Source organism: Pantanalinema sp., assembly GCA_036704125.1.
Taxonomy (GTDB): Bacteria; Cyanobacteriota; Sericytochromatia; order S15B-MN24; family UBA4093; genus JAGIBK01.
In genome coordinates this window covers 13,333-30,602 of record DATNQI010000054.1, presented here as the reverse complement: position 1 = coordinate 30,602, position 17,270 = coordinate 13,333, and the positions used below count along the sequence as shown (strand labels likewise).

At 67.3% G+C, this 17,270-nt stretch carries 21 protein-coding genes; 5 read left to right on the top strand and 16 right to left on the bottom strand.

Going from position 1 to position 17,270, the window contains the following annotated elements; genetic code table 11:
* Positions 1–9: 9 nt before the first annotated feature.
* The 15 genes from V6D00_08570 to ccoN form a co-directional block, all read right to left on the bottom strand.
* Positions 10–1,017, bottom strand: a complete 1,008-nt coding sequence (locus V6D00_08570; GenBank protein ID HEY9899219.1) for a putative sulfate exporter family transporter — start codon at positions 1,015–1,017, stop codon at positions 10–12.
* Positions 1,018–1,030: 13 nt separating this feature from the next.
* Positions 1,031–1,585 (bottom strand): DsrE/DsrF/DrsH-like family protein, encoded by a 555-nt coding sequence (locus tag V6D00_08565; protein ID HEY9899218.1) that lies wholly within the window; start codon positions 1,583–1,585, stop codon positions 1,031–1,033.
* Positions 1,586–1,597: 12 nt separating this feature from the next.
* Positions 1,598–1,855 (bottom strand): sulfurtransferase TusA family protein, encoded by a 258-nt coding sequence (locus V6D00_08560; GenBank protein HEY9899217.1) that lies wholly within the window; start codon positions 1,853–1,855, stop codon positions 1,598–1,600.
* Positions 1,856–1,895: 40 nt separating this feature from the next.
* A complete protein-coding gene (locus V6D00_08555) occupies positions 1,896–3,032 on the bottom strand; it encodes an MBL fold metallo-hydrolase (protein HEY9899216.1) in 1,137 nt (378 codons plus the stop codon).
* A gap of 124 nt (positions 3,033–3,156) precedes the next feature.
* A complete protein-coding gene (locus V6D00_08550) occupies positions 3,157–3,924 on the bottom strand; it encodes a sulfite exporter TauE/SafE family protein (GenBank protein HEY9899215.1) in 768 nt (255 codons plus the stop codon).
* A 136-nt stretch (positions 3,925–4,060) separates the two neighbouring features.
* Complete coding sequence (locus V6D00_08545; GenBank protein ID HEY9899214.1) at positions 4,061–4,195, bottom strand: hypothetical protein; 135 nt, start codon at positions 4,193–4,195, stop codon at positions 4,061–4,063.
* 93 nt (positions 4,196–4,288) lie between these two features.
* On the bottom strand, positions 4,289–5,245 hold the full coding sequence (locus tag V6D00_08540) for a 2-oxoglutarate and iron-dependent oxygenase domain-containing protein (protein ID HEY9899213.1): 957 nt from the start codon (positions 5,243–5,245) through the stop codon (positions 4,289–4,291).
* Positions 5,246–5,349: 104 nt separating this feature from the next.
* Complete coding sequence (gene ccoS / locus V6D00_08535) at positions 5,350–5,481, bottom strand: cbb3-type cytochrome oxidase assembly protein CcoS (protein ID HEY9899212.1); 132 nt, start codon at positions 5,479–5,481, stop codon at positions 5,350–5,352.
* 13 nt (positions 5,482–5,494) lie between these two features.
* Positions 5,495–7,957: a heavy metal translocating P-type ATPase gene (locus V6D00_08530; GenBank protein HEY9899211.1), complete on the bottom strand. Its 2,463-nt coding sequence runs from the start codon at positions 7,955–7,957 to the stop codon at positions 5,495–5,497.
* Positions 7,954–8,436 carry a FixH family protein gene (locus tag V6D00_08525; protein ID HEY9899210.1) on the bottom strand — a complete coding sequence of 161 codons (483 nt, stop codon included), beginning with the start codon at positions 8,434–8,436 and terminating at the stop codon, positions 7,954–7,956. Before V6D00_08525 ends, V6D00_08530 begins: the two co-directional genes overlap by 4 nt.
* An 11-nt stretch (positions 8,437–8,447) precedes the next feature.
* Positions 8,448–9,851 (bottom strand): cytochrome c oxidase accessory protein CcoG, encoded by a 1,404-nt coding sequence (gene ccoG / locus V6D00_08520; GenBank protein HEY9899209.1) that lies wholly within the window; start codon positions 9,849–9,851, stop codon positions 8,448–8,450.
* 20 nt (positions 9,852–9,871) lie between these two features.
* Positions 9,872–10,396 carry a c-type cytochrome gene (locus V6D00_08515; GenBank protein ID HEY9899208.1) on the bottom strand — a complete coding sequence of 175 codons (525 nt, stop codon included), beginning with the start codon at positions 10,394–10,396 and terminating at the stop codon, positions 9,872–9,874.
* Between the two features lie 3 nt (positions 10,397–10,399).
* Positions 10,400–10,549 carry a cbb3-type cytochrome c oxidase subunit 3 gene (locus V6D00_08510; protein ID HEY9899207.1) on the bottom strand — a complete coding sequence of 50 codons (150 nt, stop codon included), beginning with the start codon at positions 10,547–10,549 and terminating at the stop codon, positions 10,400–10,402.
* Between the two features lie 7 nt (positions 10,550–10,556).
* Entirely contained in the window at positions 10,557–11,162 is a 606-nt protein-coding gene (ccoO, locus tag V6D00_08505) for a cytochrome-c oxidase, cbb3-type subunit II (GenBank protein ID HEY9899206.1), read from the bottom strand.
* Positions 11,163–11,174: 12 nt separating this feature from the next.
* Positions 11,175–12,629: a cytochrome-c oxidase, cbb3-type subunit I gene (gene ccoN, locus V6D00_08500; GenBank protein HEY9899205.1), complete on the bottom strand. Its 1,455-nt coding sequence runs from the start codon at positions 12,627–12,629 to the stop codon at positions 11,175–11,177.
* Positions 12,630–12,881: 252 nt separating this feature from the next.
* Here ccoN and V6D00_08495 point away from each other — a divergent pair, with 252 nt between their 5' ends.
* The 3 genes from V6D00_08495 to V6D00_08485 all read left to right on the top strand — a co-directional run bounded on the left by V6D00_08495 (position 12,882) and on the right by V6D00_08485 (position 15,120).
* Entirely contained in the window at positions 12,882–13,328 is a 447-nt protein-coding gene (locus V6D00_08495; GenBank protein HEY9899204.1) for a FixH family protein, read from the top strand.
* Positions 13,325–13,984 (top strand): sulfite exporter TauE/SafE family protein, encoded by a 660-nt coding sequence (locus tag V6D00_08490; protein ID HEY9899203.1) that lies wholly within the window; start codon positions 13,325–13,327, stop codon positions 13,982–13,984. The genes V6D00_08495 and V6D00_08490 overlap by 4 nt, the downstream gene beginning before the upstream one ends.
* A 209-nt stretch (positions 13,985–14,193) precedes the next feature.
* Positions 14,194–15,120: a caspase family protein gene (locus V6D00_08485; GenBank protein ID HEY9899202.1), complete on the top strand. Its 927-nt coding sequence runs from the start codon at positions 14,194–14,196 to the stop codon at positions 15,118–15,120.
* 96 nt (positions 15,121–15,216) lie between these two features.
* Here the strand turns inward: V6D00_08485 and V6D00_08480 are convergent, their stop codons facing one another.
* Positions 15,217–15,501, bottom strand: coding sequence for a hypothetical protein (locus V6D00_08480; protein HEY9899201.1), 285 nt, complete (start codon positions 15,499–15,501; stop codon positions 15,217–15,219).
* Positions 15,502–15,757: 256 nt separating this feature from the next.
* Between V6D00_08480 and V6D00_08475 the strand changes: the two genes are divergently transcribed.
* Both V6D00_08475 and V6D00_08470 read left to right on the top strand, forming a co-directional pair.
* Positions 15,758–16,684, top strand: a complete 927-nt coding sequence (locus V6D00_08475) for a caspase family protein (protein HEY9899200.1) — start codon at positions 15,758–15,760, stop codon at positions 16,682–16,684.
* Between the two features lie 190 nt (positions 16,685–16,874).
* Positions 16,875–17,267 carry a hypothetical protein gene (locus tag V6D00_08470; GenBank protein HEY9899199.1) on the top strand — a complete coding sequence of 131 codons (393 nt, stop codon included), beginning with the start codon at positions 16,875–16,877 and terminating at the stop codon, positions 17,265–17,267.
* Positions 17,268–17,270 lie beyond the last annotated feature (3 nt).

The following is a 17,270-nucleotide window of genomic DNA, read 5'->3' as shown; positions in this document are numbered from 1 at the left end:
GCGTTCTCCTTACTGGATGTCGAGGACCCTGATCAGCAGGTAGCTCGTGGCCGCGAGCAGGGCGAAGCCCGTGAGCCCCGCGTAGATGACCTTCATGCCGGCCTTGCGGATCATGGCGAGCGGGGTGTTGAGGCCCATCGCCGCCATGGCCATCACCATCAGGAAGATGCTCGCGTTCGAGAGGGCGCTGCGCGCGGCGGGGCTCAGGATCCCGACGGTGCCGGCGACCCCCATCGCCAAAAAGCCGATGACGAACCAGGGGATGGGCGGCTCCTTCCAGGTGTAGCGCAGGCGCTCGCCTCCCATGAAGAACCCGACCAGCACCAGGGCGGGGGCGAGCAGCACCACCCGGGTGAGCTTGACCAGGGTGCCCATCTCGCCGGCTGCGGGGCCGAACGAGAAGGCCGCGGCCATGACCTGGGCGACCTCGTGCAGGGTCGAGCCCGAGAGGATCGCGAGCTGGTGGTCGCTGAGCCCGATGAAGCGCCCTCCGAACACGTAGAGCAGCACCCCGATCGTGCCGAGGATGCCCATGAGGGCGACGGCGAGGGTGGTCTGGTCCTCGTCGGCCTTGGTGACGCCGGCGGCTGCGGCCACGGCGCTCGCCCCGCAGATGCTGGTGCCCACCGCGACGAGCAGCCCGAGCTTGCGCTCGACCCCGAAGCGCCGGGTGATCCAGAAGATGCCCGCGATGCCGAGCCCGATCATGACCAGGTCGAGCAGGAGGATCTTGGGGCCCGCCTGGGCGACGATGGCGAAGTCGAGCCGCGCCCCCATCAGGACGATCCCGGCGCGCAGGACGGTCCGGGCCGTGAACCTGGTGCCGCTCAGCGCGGCGCTCGGCAACCCCGCCGCGGCGCGCCAGAGGATGCCGACGATGAGGGCCACCGTCAGCGCCCCGATGACCTTGAGGCCCGGGAGGGTGGCGAGATAGTAGCTGAGGGTGGCGATCGCCAGCGCCATGGCGACGCCGATCGCCGGGTTCGCCTTGAGGGGGGGGACGGTCGTGCTGGTCATGGGGCGATCCTTCCTAGATGAAGAGCGAGACGCGGCTCTTCAGCGCGTCCGCCATGAAGGTCGCCACCCCGCCCAGCTGCGCGTCGGCGAGCAGCTCCTCGCGCTTGACGCCCATCACGTCCATGCTCATCTCGCAGGCGGTGAAGGTGACGCCCATCTCCCGGGCCAGGGAGATGAGGTCCTCCAGCGAGGCCACGTCCTTGTCCTTCATCATCTGGCGCAAGAGGGCCGCCCCGGCCCCCATGAAGGCCATCTTCGAGGGGTTCAGCTCCTTGGAGCTCGAAGGGGTCATCATGGCCATCATCCGCTCGCTGAGCGACTTGGCGTCGAAGAGCCGGCGCTCCTTGATGGCCGAGAGCCCCCAGAAGGTGAAGAACATGGAGACCTCCATGCCCATGGTGGCAGCACCCGTGGCGATGATGAAGGCCGCGAGGGTCTTGTCCAGGTCGCCCGAGAAGACGATCATCGAGACGCGGTCCTCGGGGACGTTCTCCTTGAGCCCGGCGAGGTCGCCCTCGAGGCGCGCGACGCGCGCCTCGAGGGCCGAGATCGTTGCGGTGGAATCCATCGTGTTTACTCCTTAGCCCTGGCGCTCGATGACGTGGACGTACACCTCGCGGCCGTCGTCACTCGTCACGGTCTGCTGCTCGACCAGGCGGGCCGTCTTGTTGGTCTTGGCCCAGCCCTGGAAATCCAGCACCGAGCCCCTGTCCGTCGCGAGCACCGCGAGGGTCTCGCCGGGGGCCATGGCGTCCAGCTCCTTCTTGGCCTTGACGATGGGCATGGGGCACTTGAGGCCCTTCACGTCGAGGGTCTTGGTGGCGTCGTGGTTTTGCATGGGGATGATCCTCTCTATCTAAGCGGGCATGCAGGCGGGGTCAGGCGAGGGCCTTGCTGGCGGCGCACTCGTTCTTGCCGATCTCGAGGGCGGTGCGCTGGTCCTCGCAGGCGCTCACCAGGCCCAGGTTCACCCGGCGGATCTCGCCGTAGAGCTCGGGCTGGGGGCGCATGTTCTCCTGGATGAAGGCGACGAAGGCGCCCGCATCCTCGATGGCAAGGGCCGGGTTGCTCTTGCGGATCTCGCCGAGGACCCCCGCCACGACCCCGTCCTCGCGGATCTCGTCCAGGCTCGCGAAGTGGCCGGGAAGCACCGTCGTGTCGTCCGAGAGCCGGCGGATCTTCTCGCTCAGGGTCCGGTAGAGGTCGTGCGCCCACTCCACCGCGTGGCCGCCCAGGTCGGGACGGCCGACCGACTTGACGAAGAGGGTGTCGCCCGAGATGAAGAAGCGACCGTCCACCACCAGGCTGGTGCTGCCCGGGGTGTGGCCCGGGGTGTGCTCCTGGAGCACGTCCACCACCAGCTCGCCCAGCCGGATCTGGCCCTCGCCGGAGGCGACGTTCAGCTTGCCGAAGGAGGCGTCACCCTCGTGAAGGTGGTAGGGGGCCCCCGTCAGCTCGACGAGCTCAGGAGCGCCCGAGACGTGATCGGCGTGGACGTGGGTGTCCACCACGTGGGCGATGCTCAGCCCGCGCCTCTTGGCCTCCTCCACGTACTGGGCGACGTGCCGGCCCGGGTCGACCACGATCGCCTCCTTGCCCGATGCGATCAGGTAGGAGAGGCAGCCCTTTCCGACCCGGTTGAACTGCAGCAGGGTGAGGCGAGCGCTCGAGGGCACCACCTCGCGGACCTCGTAGAGGTCGCCCCAGGCCTGCATGCCGCCGGTCATGTTGAGGGCGTTGTAGCCCGCCTCGTTCATCAAGTTCGCCACGAACTCGGAGGAGCCGCCCTTGGCGCAGACCACCACCACCTCCTGCTCTTGCGAGAAGGGAAGGGCCGCGATCGCCGCCTCGGGATCCTCGATGAAGTCGAAGTAGGCCACGTGGGCCACGGGGAAATCGTGCTTGCTCTCGATGCGCCAGGCCTCGAACTCCTCGGCGTTGCGCACGTCCAGCAGGGCGATCGCCTCCTGGCGGTCGAGCCGGGCCTTGAGTTCAGCGGGGGAAAGTTCGAACATGGGGACCTCCATGGTTGTTTATCGGTCGCTTATCCGTCGCGAGATCTTCGATTACCATACCCCTCTAGGGTATGTTCGTTACCAATGGTAAGAGATCGCCTCCGAGGAGTCAACTGTCGGTCGTTCACCTCAGGAGGTCGAGCGTCATCTTGACGGCGGTCGAACCGATCACGATCGCCATGATCCAGCGCAGGGCCTTCACCGGCGCGCGCAGCGAGGCCCGGGCGCCGAGCGGGGATCCCGCGAGCGCGCCCGCCACCAGGAGGGCGGCGTGCTGATACGGGATCTGGGCGGTGAGGGCCTTGGTCGCGCTGGCCGAGAGGGCCGAGATGAAGACGATGGCCAGCGAGTTGCCGATGATCAGGCGCATGGGCAGCCCCAGCACCGAGCGCATCAGAGGGGTGAGCATGAAGGCGCCGCCCGCCCCGAGCAGGCCCGACAGCAGGCCCACCAACGAGGCGATCGCCGAGGCCAGCGCGGGGCTGAAGCCCTCGGGCAGCTCCTCGCCGTCCGCCGAGGCCGGGGCCGGCAGGACCATCAGCAGGGCGGCCGCGCCGGCGAGAAGCGCGAACAGCGCCCTCAGGACCTCGCCCGAGAAGACGCTCGAGAGGCCGGCGCCGAGGGCCGAGGCCACGGCCATGGCGATCCCCATGGGCAGGGCCACGCGCCTCGAGAAGTGCCCCGCCCGGCGGTGGGAGAGCAGGCCGAGCAAGGAGGCGACGAGCACCTGGACGATCGACATGCCGCCGATCTCGACGATGCCGAGCCGCCCCAGCCCCAGGAGCGGGGGAAGGTACAGCAGCATGGGGATCAGGACGATGGCCCCCCCCACGCCGAGCAGGCCCGAGATGAAGGCGCCGACGAAGCCGATGGCGAGCAGCAGGATGGTCATGGGTGAGCCTCACGAAAGGTAAGCTATACGGGGTAGGGGTATGCTACTTCCCTTCCTCGGTGGGCGTCAATGCCTGCTCCCCATGCGAAACCGGGGGCAGGCTCAGCCTGCCCCCGGTCGATCTCGGCGAAAGGGGTTACGATTCGCCGCGGGACTTGCGCTGGCGCATGGCCAGCGTCCAGACGGTGGCCGACGCGATGCCGAAGGCGGCGATCGCGACCATGACCATGGCGTTATAGCTGGCGACCAGGGCGGTGGCTTTCTCGAGCATGACCTCACTCCTCAAGCAGAAACAACACGATCCGGCCCTCATCGTAGGCCGGATCGTGTTGCGTTCGGGTGACCTTTGGCTTAAAGGGGCGTCTTACTTGATCAGGCCGATCTCGCGCAGGCGCTGCTCGAGGAAGGCGCCGGCGGTGATGGGGGGATCCTTGCGCGGGCTCTCGTCGGTCACGAACCGGTCGAGGGCCGTGAGGTCGCACGCGCTGTAGGGGTGGACGAAGAAGGGCATCGAGTAGCGGGCGGTGTTCGGGCCCTCGGGGTTGACGACGCGGTGGGTGGTCGAGGGGATCACGTGGTTGGTGACCCGCTGCAGCATGTCGCCCGCGTCCACGACGATCTGGCCCTCGAGGGCGTCGATGGCCAGCCACTCGCCCGAGCGGGTGAGCAGCTCCAGCCCCGACGAGGTCGCCTCGCAGAGGATGGTGATCATGTTGATGTCCTCGTGGGCGGCGGCGCGCACCGCGCGGGGATCGGCGTCGGGCGAGAGCGGCGGGTAGTGGATGGTGCGCAGGATGCTGTTGCCGTCCTTGACCATGTCGGAGAAGGTGGTCCGGGGCAGCTCGAAGTAGTCGGCCAGGGCGAAGAGGAAGGTGTCGACGCAGCTATCGAGCTGGCCGTAGAGCGCGAGGACGGTCTGCTTGAACTCGGCGATCTCTGCGGGCCAGACGTTGTCGGGGTACTCGGAGCGCAAGGGATGGCCTGCGGCGAGCTCGCGGCCCACGTGCCAGAACTCCTTGAGGTCGGGGACGGGGTTGCCCTTGGCGTTCTCCGAGCCGAACTCGGTGTAGCCGCGCTGGCCGCCGTGGCGCTTGCCGTACTTGCGCTTGGTCTCGAGGTCCAGGGCGAAGAAGTCCTGGTAAAGGCGATAGGCCTTGCGGATCAGCTCCTGGTCGATGCCGTGGTGTCCGACGGTGATGAAGCCGAACTCCTTGAGCCCGTCGCCGAGCGTCTTGACGAAGTTCTCGCGGGCCTCGGGCGAGCCCGAGCGATAGTCGTCCATGTCGACGACGGGGATTCCCACGCGCTGGGTGACGATCATCCTCTCCTCCTGACGAACCGGGGGTGCACCTGCTTATTATCGGTGAGTCCCTTGCGATCCTTGCCCCAGCGTGAGGGGAGGCGCCGAAGCGTCCGGCTCGATCGTCACTCTTCGTCGTGGAGGATGCGGTACTTCTCGCCCTCCACGTCGTCGTACTCCCCTGCCCGGATTCCCTTGATCAGCGCGTACAGGAGGTAGGCGGCGGCCAGGAAGGTGATGGGCAGGATGATGAACATGGCTTCCAAGGCGTCACCTCGACAGACGTAGGGAGTTGAAGAGGACCAAGAGCGAGCTCGCGGGCATCAGCACCGCGGCCCACTGGGGCGAGACCCAGCCCATCGCCGCGACCGGCACCGCCACCACGTTGTAGAGCGCCGAGAGGGCGAAGTTGGCGCGGATCGTGGCGACCGTCGCCTCCGAGAGGCGCAAGGCGTCGAGCAGCTGGCCGAGGCGATCGCCCAGCAGCACGACCCCCGCGGCCGACGCCGCGATCGCGGCCCCCTGCCCCATGGCGATGCCCACGTCGGCGCTCGCCAGCGCCGGGGCGTCGTTCACGCCGTCGCCCACCATGGCCACCACGCGCCCGTGTCCGCGCTCGGATTGTATCACCGCGCGCTTGCCGTCGGGAAGGACGTCGGAGAAGAAGCGCGCGAGGCCGAGCTTGCCGGCGATCGCCTCGACCACATGCCTGCGATCGCCCGACAGCAGCATCCCCTCGATCCCGCGCGCCTTGAGCGCACCGAGGGTCTCGGCCGCGTCGGGGCGCAGGGTGTCCGCGATCGAGACGGAGCCCACGACCCTCCCGTCCCGCGCGATCAGGATACGGCTGTCCGTCTCCGGTCCGGGACTCCCCGCCCCCTGGTGGACTTGCGCAGGATGCGCTGATGCCGCGAAGGGCACGGATGCCCGAGAGCGGCTCGGGGTGGGGGGTGGGGGGATAAAATCAAGTTCCATGGAGTCGAGCCATCCCGGCTTCCCGATCCGCACCTGGTGCCCCGCGACCGTGCCTTCCACCCCGCACCCGGGGATCGCCTTGAAGCCCTCGACCGGAAGCGGAGCCAGCCCTTGCTCCTGGGCATGGGCCGTCACCGCCCGGGCCATCGGGTGCTCCGAGAGGGCCTCGAGCGAGGCCGCGAGTTCAAGGCCCTCGCCCTCGACGCGCGTCACGCGCATCCGGCCCGCCGTCACCGTCCCCGTCTTGTCCAGGATCAGGTGGGTCACCCCGCGCAGGCGCTCGAGCTCCAGGCCGCCCTTGAACAGGATCCCCTCGCGGACCCCGCGGGCCATGGCCACGGCGATCGCCGCCGGCGTCGCGAGCCCCAGCGCGCACGGGCAGGTCACGATCAGCACCGACACGGTGTTGCGGATCGCATGGTCCAGCCCGAGCGGCAGGTTGAGCCAGAACGTCAGGCCCGCCACCAGGACGAGCAGGGGCAAGAAGACCGTCGCCGCCTTGTCCGCGAGCAGCTGGGAGGGAGAGCGCGCGGCGTCCGCCTCGCTCACCCAGCGCACGATCTGGGCGAGCGTGGTCTCGGCGCCCACCCGCTCGGCGCGCACCACGAGCGCCCCTTCCAGGTTGAGGGTGCCTGCCGTGACGGGACTCTCGGGAGCCTTCGAGACCGGGAGCGACTCGCCGCTGAGCATGGCCTCGTCCACGTGGCCGGTGCCCGACTCCACGCGGCCGTCGACCGGGATCGTCTCGCCCGGGCGCACCAGCAGGCGATCGCCTGTCCGGATGGCCGAGGTCGCCACCGTCTCCTCGCCGTCGTCCTTGAGCCGGGTCGCGCTGGGGGCGGCCAGCCGCCAGTTCCGCTCGGCCAGCCCGAGCACCCGGCGCCGCACCGCCCCCTCGAGGGCGCGCCCGACCAGCAGGAAGAACAGCAGCGCCAGCAGGCAATCGAAGTAGACCGCGCCGCGGCCGGTGACCGTCGCCCAGACGCTCGCGAGGTAGGCCATCAGCGAGGCGAGGGTGATCGTGGCGTCCATGGTGAGCGCGCCCGCGCGCAGCCCGGTCCAGGCGCTCTTGAAGAAGGGCCAGCCCACGTACAGGGCCGCCGGCGTCGCGATCGCAAGCCCCACCCACGACAGCATCCCGCGCAGGTGGTGCTCGCTCGCGTCGAACCCGCCCCAGTTGAGGCCCTCGCCCACGAACATGGCCCCGAGGGCGGCCAGGGCAGCGACCGAGAGCCGGATCAGCATGGCGCGCTGGCGCGTGCGGGCCCGGCGGTCGGAGCCGGTGGGGTCGTAGGGAGAGGGGGGGTAGCCCAGGGCGCCGAGCGTGTCGGCCAGGGCTCCGAGGCGGACGGTGGCGGGATCCCAGCGGATGACGACGCGCCGGGCGGTGAAGTTGACCCTCACCGACTCGACCCCCGGGGTCTTGCCGAGGATGCGCTCGATCAGCCAGACGCAGGCCGAGCAGTGAAGGCCCTCGAGCTCCAGGACGACCTCGCGCATGGAGCAGCCCTCGGATCTTGAGATGCTCTCCTGGAAGTGGGGATCGTCGAAGGGGAAGTCGTGCGCCGCCTTCGGCTTCAGGCCGAAACCCTCGCGCCGGGCGTAGAAGCCGTCGAGCCCCTCGCCGCCGATCAGCTCGGCGGCGAGCTTGCAGGCTTTACAGCAGAACGATCGCGTCTGGTCGCCGATCCGGCCGGTGACGGGGTCCCTGGCGTCGAGCCCGCAATGGAAGCAGGCGCTCGGCGCGAGCGTGGTCATGAGCGCGGGGCTTCAAGCCGCAGGCGCTCGCGGTAATCGTAGCGCACCGCGCCCTGCTGGATCTCGACCGTGGCGTCCCAGAGCCCCTCGAGCGGGACGGTGACGGGGGCCTCGAAGCGCCCGGCTCCCACCTCGGCGAGGGTGATGCGCTGGTCGTAGCCCGCCTTGGTCGGCCTGAAGAGCTGGAGGGTGACGGTGGCGCCCGCCAGCGGGCGGCTGTCGCGGTCCTTGAGGGTCACGATCGCGCTTTCGGCGCGCTGGGCCATCTTGGGCGCGTCGAGCGCGACCTGCCAGCCCTGCTTGTTCTCGCGCGTCGCGCGATCGGCGTCGTAGTTGAGGCCGTGCTTGTAGTAGTTCTCGACCACCAGCCCGTCGTCGCCCATGGCCCCCACCACGATGAAGCCGATGTCGAGGGCGAAGGTGAAGACGAGGATGCCGACCATGCCGGCGACGAACTTCTGGGCGTAGGTGAACTTCACGGGGGTCTCCTCTACTCTTCGGTTTCCTTGTGGGCTTCGTGGGCTTCCCGCTCGGGCAGGATGAAGGTGCTGCTGCGCCGGGCGACCTTCTTGCCGCTCTCGGCGTCCACCAGGACGAAGGTGAACCTGCCGACGCTCTTCGCGTCGCGATCGGGACTGAGGGCCAGGGCCACGCTCTGCTGCACCACCTCGCCCGAGCGGGCCTCGATGTCCTTCGAGCCGCCGATCACCTGGGCGTCGAGGCCCTCGATCTCCAGGCGGTAGTGGTGATTCGTGTCGTCCTTGTTGAGGGCCTTGACCATGTAGACGTTGCTGATGCGGCCGTCGCTCAGCTGCTGGTAGACGAAGCTGCGGTTGCGCACCACGTCCAGCTCGGTGGTGGGGCGCAGGGCGATGGAGGCGACCATGGTGCCGAGCACCGCGGTCAGCACCACCCCGTAGAAGGCCAGGCGCGGCCGGAACTTGGCCTTGGGCTGGCCCGACACCTCGCGCTCGCTGGAGAGGCGGATGAGCCCCGCTTCGAAGCCGACCTTGCCCATGACGTGGTCGCAGGCGTCCACGCAGCGCATGCACGAGATGCACTCGTACTGGAGGCCGTTGCGGATGTCGATGCCCGTGGGGCACACGTCCACGCACAGGTTGCAGCTGACGCAGTCGCCGGCCGTGCGCTCCTCGCCCTTGCGGAAGAACTGCCGGGGCTCGCCGCGCTTCACGTCGAAGGTGACCACCAGCGAGTCGGGATCGGTCATGATCCCCTGGAAGCGGCCGTAGGGGCAGGGGAACTTGCAGACCCAGTCGCGGGCGTGGCCGAAGTCGGCGTAGGCCAGAACCGCGAAGAAGCAGAGGAAGAAGAGGTTGGTGGGGCTGAGGCTCAGGGTCGCCAGGCGGTGCAGGGCCTCGGCGGCCGGGACGAAGTAGAAGAGCAAATTGAGGCTCAGCGCGAACGAGAGCAGGACCCAGAGGCCGTGCTTGAAGAGGCGCTTCTTGATCTTGTCGGGGCCCCAGGGGGCCTTGGCGAGCCGCAGCTGCTGCGGGCGATCGCCGTCGATCCAGCGCTCGATCTCGAGGTAGAGGCTGGTGCCCACGGTCTGGGGGCAGGTGTAGCCGCACCAGGCGCGGCCGACGAGCATGGTGGCGCCGAACAGCAACAGGGCGCAGGTGATGAGGGCGAGGGTGAGCAGGTAGACGTCCTGGGGCCAGAAGGTGATCCACAGGATGTGGAACTTGCGGGCGGGGATGTCCAGAAGGACCGCCGGCCGATCGCCGATCCTCAGCCAGGGCAGGATGTACCAGCCCGCGAGCAGGAAGAGGAAGACCTTCCAGCGCTGGGCCTGGAACTTGCCCCAGATGTTCTTGACGAAGATCTTGCCCTTGAACATCTCGGTGTTGAGCTTGGTGTCGGCGGGTTCGGCCATGACGGTTCTTCTTTCGGGTGTTACTTAACCGGGTGCTCCAGGCTGTACACGAAGGCCGTGACTTGCTGGACCTTGGTCTTGCCGAGGACGCCGCCCCAGGCGGGCATGCCCTTGGCGGTGCCGGTGTTGACGATGTGCTCGATGTCGGCGGGGGTACCGGTGCCCGACACCCAGTAGGGCGGCTTCACGAGGTTGGGGCCGATGCCGCCCTCGGCGGTGGCGCCGTGGCAGGCGGCACAGTTGGCCGCGAAGACGGCCTTGCCCGCCTCGATGGCCGCGGGGTCCTTGACTACGGCGTCGATGCCGGCGTCGGCCTGGGTGGAGGCGACCTTGGCGGCGAGCGCCGAGGCGGCCTGCACTTCCTCCGCGTGCATCTTCACCTGGCTCCACTTTAGCAGGCCGGGGCCGAACCAGCTGGGGAAGAGCACCTGGTAGACCAGGGCGAAGGCCAGGGTCGCGAGGAAGACCCCGATGATCCAGGGGGGGCTCGGGTTGTCGTACTCGGAGATGCCGTCGATGGTATGCAGGATCTTGGGTTCGTGCATCACTTAGTCCTCTTGCAGGGGGAGATGGGCGTAGGATTCCAGGCGCTCTTTGTTCTGGCGTCGGTACGCCCAGAAGGCCACCCCTACGAAGATGGGGAGAAACATCAGCAGCGAGACGATCTTGCTGGCGGTTGCGAGCGCTTCGAAGGACATGGCTAGCTTACCTCTTGACTGCAGTGCCGAGGCCCTGCAGGTAGGTGACGAGCGCGTCCAGCTCGGTCTTGCCCTCGAGCTCGGCGGGGGCCGCTGCGATCTCGGCGTCGGTGTAGGGGGTGCCCAGCATGCGCAGGCCCTTCATCTTGGCCTGGATGCCGTCGGTCCGAAGGGCGGTCTTCTCGAGCCAGGGGTACGCGGGCATCACCGACTCGGGGACCATGCTGCGCGGATCGCGCATGTGCTGGACGTGCCACGAGTCGGGGTACTTGCCGCCCAGGCGGGCGAGATCCGGGCCGGTACGCTTGGAGCCCCACTGGAAGGGGTGGTCGTAGACCGACTCACCGGCCAGCGAGTAGTGGCCGTAGCGCTCGGTCTCGGCGCGGAAGGGCCGGATCTGCTGGCTGTGGCAGTTGTAGCAGCCTTCCTTCACGTAGAGGTCGCGCCCCTCGAGGGCCAGGGGGGAGTAGGGCTTGACGCCCTCCACCGGGGGCACCGCGCTCTTGAGGAAGTACAGGGGCAGGATTTCGACCAGGCCGCCGATACTCACGACGAACGCGATCGTGACGCCCAGCTTGAGGGGGCTCTCGTAGAGATTCTTCAAAAAGGACATGGGGCGTCTCTCCTAGGAAGCCAGGCTCGGCTTGGCCGAGGTGGCGTGGGCGCTGGGCGCGAGGGTCTTGTAGGTGTTGTAGGCCATCACGACCACGCCGGCGAGGAACAGCAGACCGCCCAGGGTGCGGATCACGTAGAAGGGGTGCATGGCCGCCACCGTCTCGGCGAAGGTGTAGGTCAGGCTGCCGTCGGCGTTGGTAGCGCGCCACATGAGGCCCTGGCTGACGCCCGCCATCCACATGGCGGCGATGTAGAGGATGATGCCCACGGTGGACATCCAGAAGTGGGTGTTGATCAGCTTGGAGCTGTACCACTGGGCCTTGCCCCAGAGCTTGGGGATCATGTAGTAGAGGGCGCCGAACGAGATCATCGCGACCCAGCCGAGGGCGCCCGAGTGGACGTGGCCGATCGTCCAGTCGGTGTAGTGGGACAGGGAGTTGAGGGTGCGGACCGAGAGCAGCGAGCCTTCGGTGGTGGACATGGCGTAGAAGGTCACCGCGGTGAACATGAACTTGATGATGGGATCGGTGCGGAGCTGGTCCCACGCGCCCTTGAGGGTCAGCATGCCGTTGAGGGCGCCGGCCCACGAGGGGGCGATCAGCATCACCGAGAAGGTCATGCCCAGCGTCTGGGCCCACTCGGGCAGGGCGGTGAAGAGCAGGTGGTGGGGGCCGGCCCAGACGTAGATGAAGATCAGGGCCCAGAAGTGCAGGATCGACAGGCGGTAGCTATAGACCGGCCGGCCGGACTGCTTGGGCAGGAAGTAGTACATCAGGGCGAGGAAGCCGGTGGTCAGGAAGAAGCCCACCGCGTTGTGGCCCCACCACCACTGGATCAGGGCGTCCTGGACGCCGGCGTAGAGCGAGTAGGACTTGGTGAGGCTGACGGGCAGCGACGAGAGGCCGTTGAAGACGTACAGCAGCAGCACCGCGATGAACAGGGCCGCCGTGAACCAGTTGGCCACGTAGATGTGGTGCTCCTTGCGGCGGGCGAGGGTCCCGAAGAAGTTGGTCCCCGCGAGGATCCAGGTCACGCCGACGACCAGGGCGATGGGCCACTCGAGCTCCGCGTACTCCTTGCCGCGGGTCATTCCCAGAGGCAGGGTGATCGCGGCCAGGACGATGGCCAGCTGCCACAGCCAGAAGTTCAGCTTGGAGAGGGTGTCGTTGAACATGCGCACCCGGCAGGTGCGCTGCACGGTGTAGTACATGGAGGCGAACAGCACGTTGCCGCCGAAGGCGAAGATGACCGCGTTGGTGTGGAGCGGGCGCAGGCGGCCGAACGACAGCCAGGGCAGGTTGAAGTTCAGGACGGGCCAGGCGAGCTGGGCGGCGATGATGACGCCCACCAGCATGCCGACGATGCCCCAGATCAGGGCGGCCAGAGCGAAGTTGCGGGTGGTGATGTCGTCGTAGATCGGCGGTGCCTCGGACCTGCCGGTCGTGCTGTCCAATGCTTGTTGCATCGTTGTTTTCTCTCCTCCAATGTTTGCCGGCGATCGCACGTGATCGATCTCCGCCAATGATTCACGATCAAGGAGCTTCCCTGTCGTTCAGCCCTTATCATAAAGAAGCGCGAAGAAGGGGATATCCGTAGTATCTACGGGTGTCAGTCCCCTCCCGCGAGTGTACCACGCAAGATCAGTAGTTCACCCGGACCCCCCGAGATGCCCCTGGGCATAGGATCCAGGGTGGTCGCAGCTGAACAAGGAGTCGCAATGGCCGGTATCAAGCCCTCTCTCCCCGCTCCCCGCGCCCGGCTCGGGGCGCTCGTCCTTTTGGTGATCCTCCTGGTCGGGGGGGTGATCCTCTCCCGCTACGCGATCGGCGCGATGCGCGCCTCGCAGGCTCCTGCGGGTGAGCTGCGCCTTTCGATCTCCCCGGTCCAGGACCTTGTTCCCTTCAAGACCATGCCCTTCGAGGTCACCGTCCGGACGGCGGAAGGCCTGCCGCTCGAGGGCGCCGAGGTCCGCTTCGACCTGACCATGCCCGAGATGGCGATGCCCCTCAACCGCTTCGCCGCCCGGCCGGTGGCGGGCCGGCCGGGTCTGTACCGGGGCGAGGGAAGCTTCACCATGGGCGGCCACTGGCTGATCGAGGCCACCGCGCGCCGTGGCGAGCAGAGCGGGGTGGGGAGCCGGCACGTCGAGATCCGCGGCCGATGATCCCCCTCTGGGCGGCCTTCTCGCTGGGCTTTCTCTTCAGCTTCGCCCACTGCCTGGGCATGTGCGGCGGCATCGTCGCCGCCTACTCCGCGACCCTGCCCGCGGGCGGGCGCGGCGACTGGGGCGTCCATCTCCTGTACAACCTGGGCCGGACCTGCTCCTATGCCGTGATCGGGCTCTTCGCGGGGGCCCTCGGCTCCGCCGTCGCGCTCGGCGGCCGGCTGGCGGGGGTGCAGGGCGCCCTGAGCATCGCGGCCGGCATCCTGATGGTCCTGTTGGGCCTGGGGCTTCTGGGCTGGCGTCGCCTGAGCCCGGAGTCCCTGCCCTCCCTGGCCGAGGCCGCCTGGTTCAAGGCGCTCTTTCGCCGGGCGATGGCGCTCGATCCGCGCGCGCGGGCCTTCGGGGTCGGGGTGCTGAACGGCTGGCTGCCCTGCGGCATGGTCTACAGCGGGGCGGCGATCGCGGCCACCACCGGCTCGGCCGTCGCGGGCGGCCTCACCATGGCGAGCTTCGGGCTGGGCACCCTGCCCGCGATGCTGCTGCTCGGCCTCATCGCCTATCGCCTCGGGGTGACGATCCGGCAGCGCCTGCAGCAGCTTGGCGCGCTCGTGCTGATCGGGATCGGGTTGCTCACCGTTTTCCGGGGCCTGGCCTGAATTTTTTCGAGATTTTTTTGGCGAGAATCGCCCGGACGCTCGCGTGAGGCTGCCTCCGATCGAGATGGCGCCTTGATTTGATGCTTAGATTAAGATAAGGTTAAATAGTTAAGGTGTGGTTATTGACAGTTAAGACGGATTAATCTATTCTGAATCTTGTCGATACGTTGCTGGGCCAAAGACGCCCCACCGAAGCGAAGGAGTCACCCGTGAAGAAGAACCTCGTCGCCTTGATGTTGTCCTCGGTTGCCGCCGCGAGCGCCCTCGTTGGTTGCGGCCTCCCCAGCGCCTCGATGGTCGACGGCACGAACGGTTCCTTCAAGGGGATGAGCGCCGTCACCGGCACCAAGCGCGCCTTCCTGGTGGGCATCAACGACTACCAGCTGGAGGGCGCCGACCTGCGCGGCTGCGTCAACGACATCAAGAACGTCCAGGCCAACATGCTTCCCGCCGAGGGCTTCAAGGCCGGCGACATGACCGTCGTCCTCGACCAGCAGGCCACCCGCGAGAACATCCTCGCCGGCCTCAAGGCCGCGGTCGCCGCCACCAAGAAGGGCGACTTCCTCTACTTCCACTACTCGGGTCACGGCGCCCAGGTGCCCGACACCAACGGCGACGAGCCGGACGGCAAGGACGAGATCATCTGCCCCACCGACCTCGCCCGCGGCAACGGCACCTTCAAGAACGCCATCCTGGATGACGAGATCCAGAGCATCCTCGGTCAGCTTCCCGCCGGCGCCTCGATGCTGTTCGTCTCGGATTCCTGCAACTCGGGCACCGTCGATCGCAACAAGCGCGTCCGCGGCCTCGACCTCGGCTCGAACCTCCGCAACCTCGACACCGTCAACGTCAACACGACCGCGATGAAGAAGTTCGCCCAGCGCGCCAACAGCGGCGCCTACACCCTGATCTCGGGCTGCCAGGACGACCAGACCTCGGCCGACGCCTACATCAACAGCACCTACAACGGCGCGCTGACCTACTACCTCGTCGACGCCTACAAGAAGGGCGGCAACGCGATGACCTATGCCGACTGGCACAAGGCCACCGTCGCCGGCATCAAGGCCAACCGCTACTCGCAGACCCCCAACCTGCAGGGTGCTGCCAACGCCACGATCTTCTCGATCGTCGACTAGTCGGGCCGCTTAAGTTCCAAGCAATCGGGTGAGTGCAGAAGCACTCGCCCGATTGCTTTTTTGCGCCGGAAGGGGACTCAGGACCCATTCGCTTTTCTACACGGAAGGCTCCATCTCCGCGTGGTGAGCCTGGGCCGTCTTTCGCGGTTGAAGCTTGTCCCGCGCTACGAACACCAGCGGCGTGATGAGCAGCGTCAGCAGCGCCTCACGCGAGACCAGGCGAGCACCAGGCTCCAATCGGCACGCCAAGCCCTGGCCGCCGCCGACGAGGCACTGCGCATCGCGCACCACCAGATCGCCACTCTGCGCCTGCGCCGGGCGCTCGCCCTGCCCATGGCTTCCGCGGCGCCCTGATGAAGGCTCGGCAAATTCCGGTTCCATGAATGCTTGCGGGTTTAACCTTCCCTGTTTTTTGAGAGAATCCCCGAAAATTTTTCGGGGATTCTTTCTGCCTTGGGGGGCTGGTGGACGCCTTTTATTGCCTGGAAGCCGCCTGCTGTCTTGTTTTGAGTGCATAGTTAAGAATAGGTTAAATAGTTAAGGTGGGGTTATTGACAGTTAAGACGGATTAATCTATTCTGAATCTTGTCGATACGTTGCTGGGCCGAAGACGCCCCACCGATGCAAGGAGCCACCCGTGAAGAAGAACCTCGTCGCCTTGATGCTGTCCTCGGTTGCCGCCGCGAGCGCCCTCGTTGGTTGCGGCCTCCCCGGCGCCTCGATGGTCGACGGCACGAACGGTTCCTTCAAGGGGATGAGCGCCGTCACCGGCACCAAGCGCGCCTTCCTGGTGGGCATCAACGACTACCAGCTGCAGGGCGCCGACCTGCGCGGCTGCGTCAACGACATCAAGAACGTCCAGGCCAACATGCTTCCCGCCGAGGGCTTCAAGGCCGGCGACATGACCGTCGTCCTGGACCAGCAGGCCACCCGCGCCAACATCCTCGCCGGCCTCAAGGCCGCGGTCGCCGCCACCAAGAAGGGCGACTTCCTCTACTTCCACTACTCGGGTCACGGCGCCCAGGTCCGCGACGTGAACGGCGACGAGCCGGACGGCATGGACGAGATCATCTGCCCCACCGACCTGGCCCAGGGCGCGGGCGGCTTCAAGAACGCCATCCTCGACGACGAGCTCCAGAGCATCCTCGGTCAGCTTCCCGCCGGCGCCTCGATGCTGTTCGTCTCGGACTCCTGCAACTCGGGCACCGTTGACCGCAACAAGCGCGTCCGCGGCCTGACCCTCGCCAACAACGCCAAGAACCTCGACGCGGTCAGCGTCAACGCCAAGGCGATGCAGACCTTCGCGGCTCGCGCCAACAGCGGTGCCTACACCCTGATCTCGGGCTGCCAGGACGACCAGACCTCGGCCGACGCCTACATCAACAGCACCTACAACGGTGCGCTGACCTACTACCTGGTCGACGCCTACAAGAAGGGCGGCAACGCGATGACCTACGCCGACTGGCACAAGGCCACCGTCGCCGGCATCAAGGCCAACCGCTACGAGCAGACCCCCAACCTCCAGGGCGCCGCTGCCGCCAAGATCTTCACCATCGTCGACTAAACACCGACGCCGCGCGCTCAGGAAAACAGGCCGCCGCATCAAGCGACGGCCTGTTTTCCATGCGCCTGTCTGAGCTACCTCATATCCCGCCCGGCGCTGGTTTGTTAACCTGGTTAATGAACCGCCCAGGAGGGCGGCCGCCCGGTGATTTCCGGGCCCATCATGAGGAGATTGCGCAGGTGAGGCGTCCATGAGCTTCGAAACGATCTGGTTCATCCGAGCCGGGCTCATCTATTTTGGTCTCGGGGTCATCCTGGGCCTCACGATGGCCCTTCAGCCCGCGTGGGTCGGCTACCTGCGGCCGGTCCATGCGCACCTCAACCTGCTGGGGTTCGCATCCATGTTCATCTTCGGCGTGGCCTACCACGTGGTGCCCCGCTTCAAGGGGAAGGTCCTGCACAGCCAGGCCCTCGCCCGCACTCACTTGATCCTCTCGAACGTCGCGCTGGTCGGGATGGCGGGGTCCTTTCCCCTCGTCTACACGGCGGGACGGGCGGGAGGCTATGCGCTCGCCGTGTTCGGATCGCTCCAGGTCGTCGCGGCGGGGATGTTCATTTACAACCTGTGGAGAACCATGGATTGACCA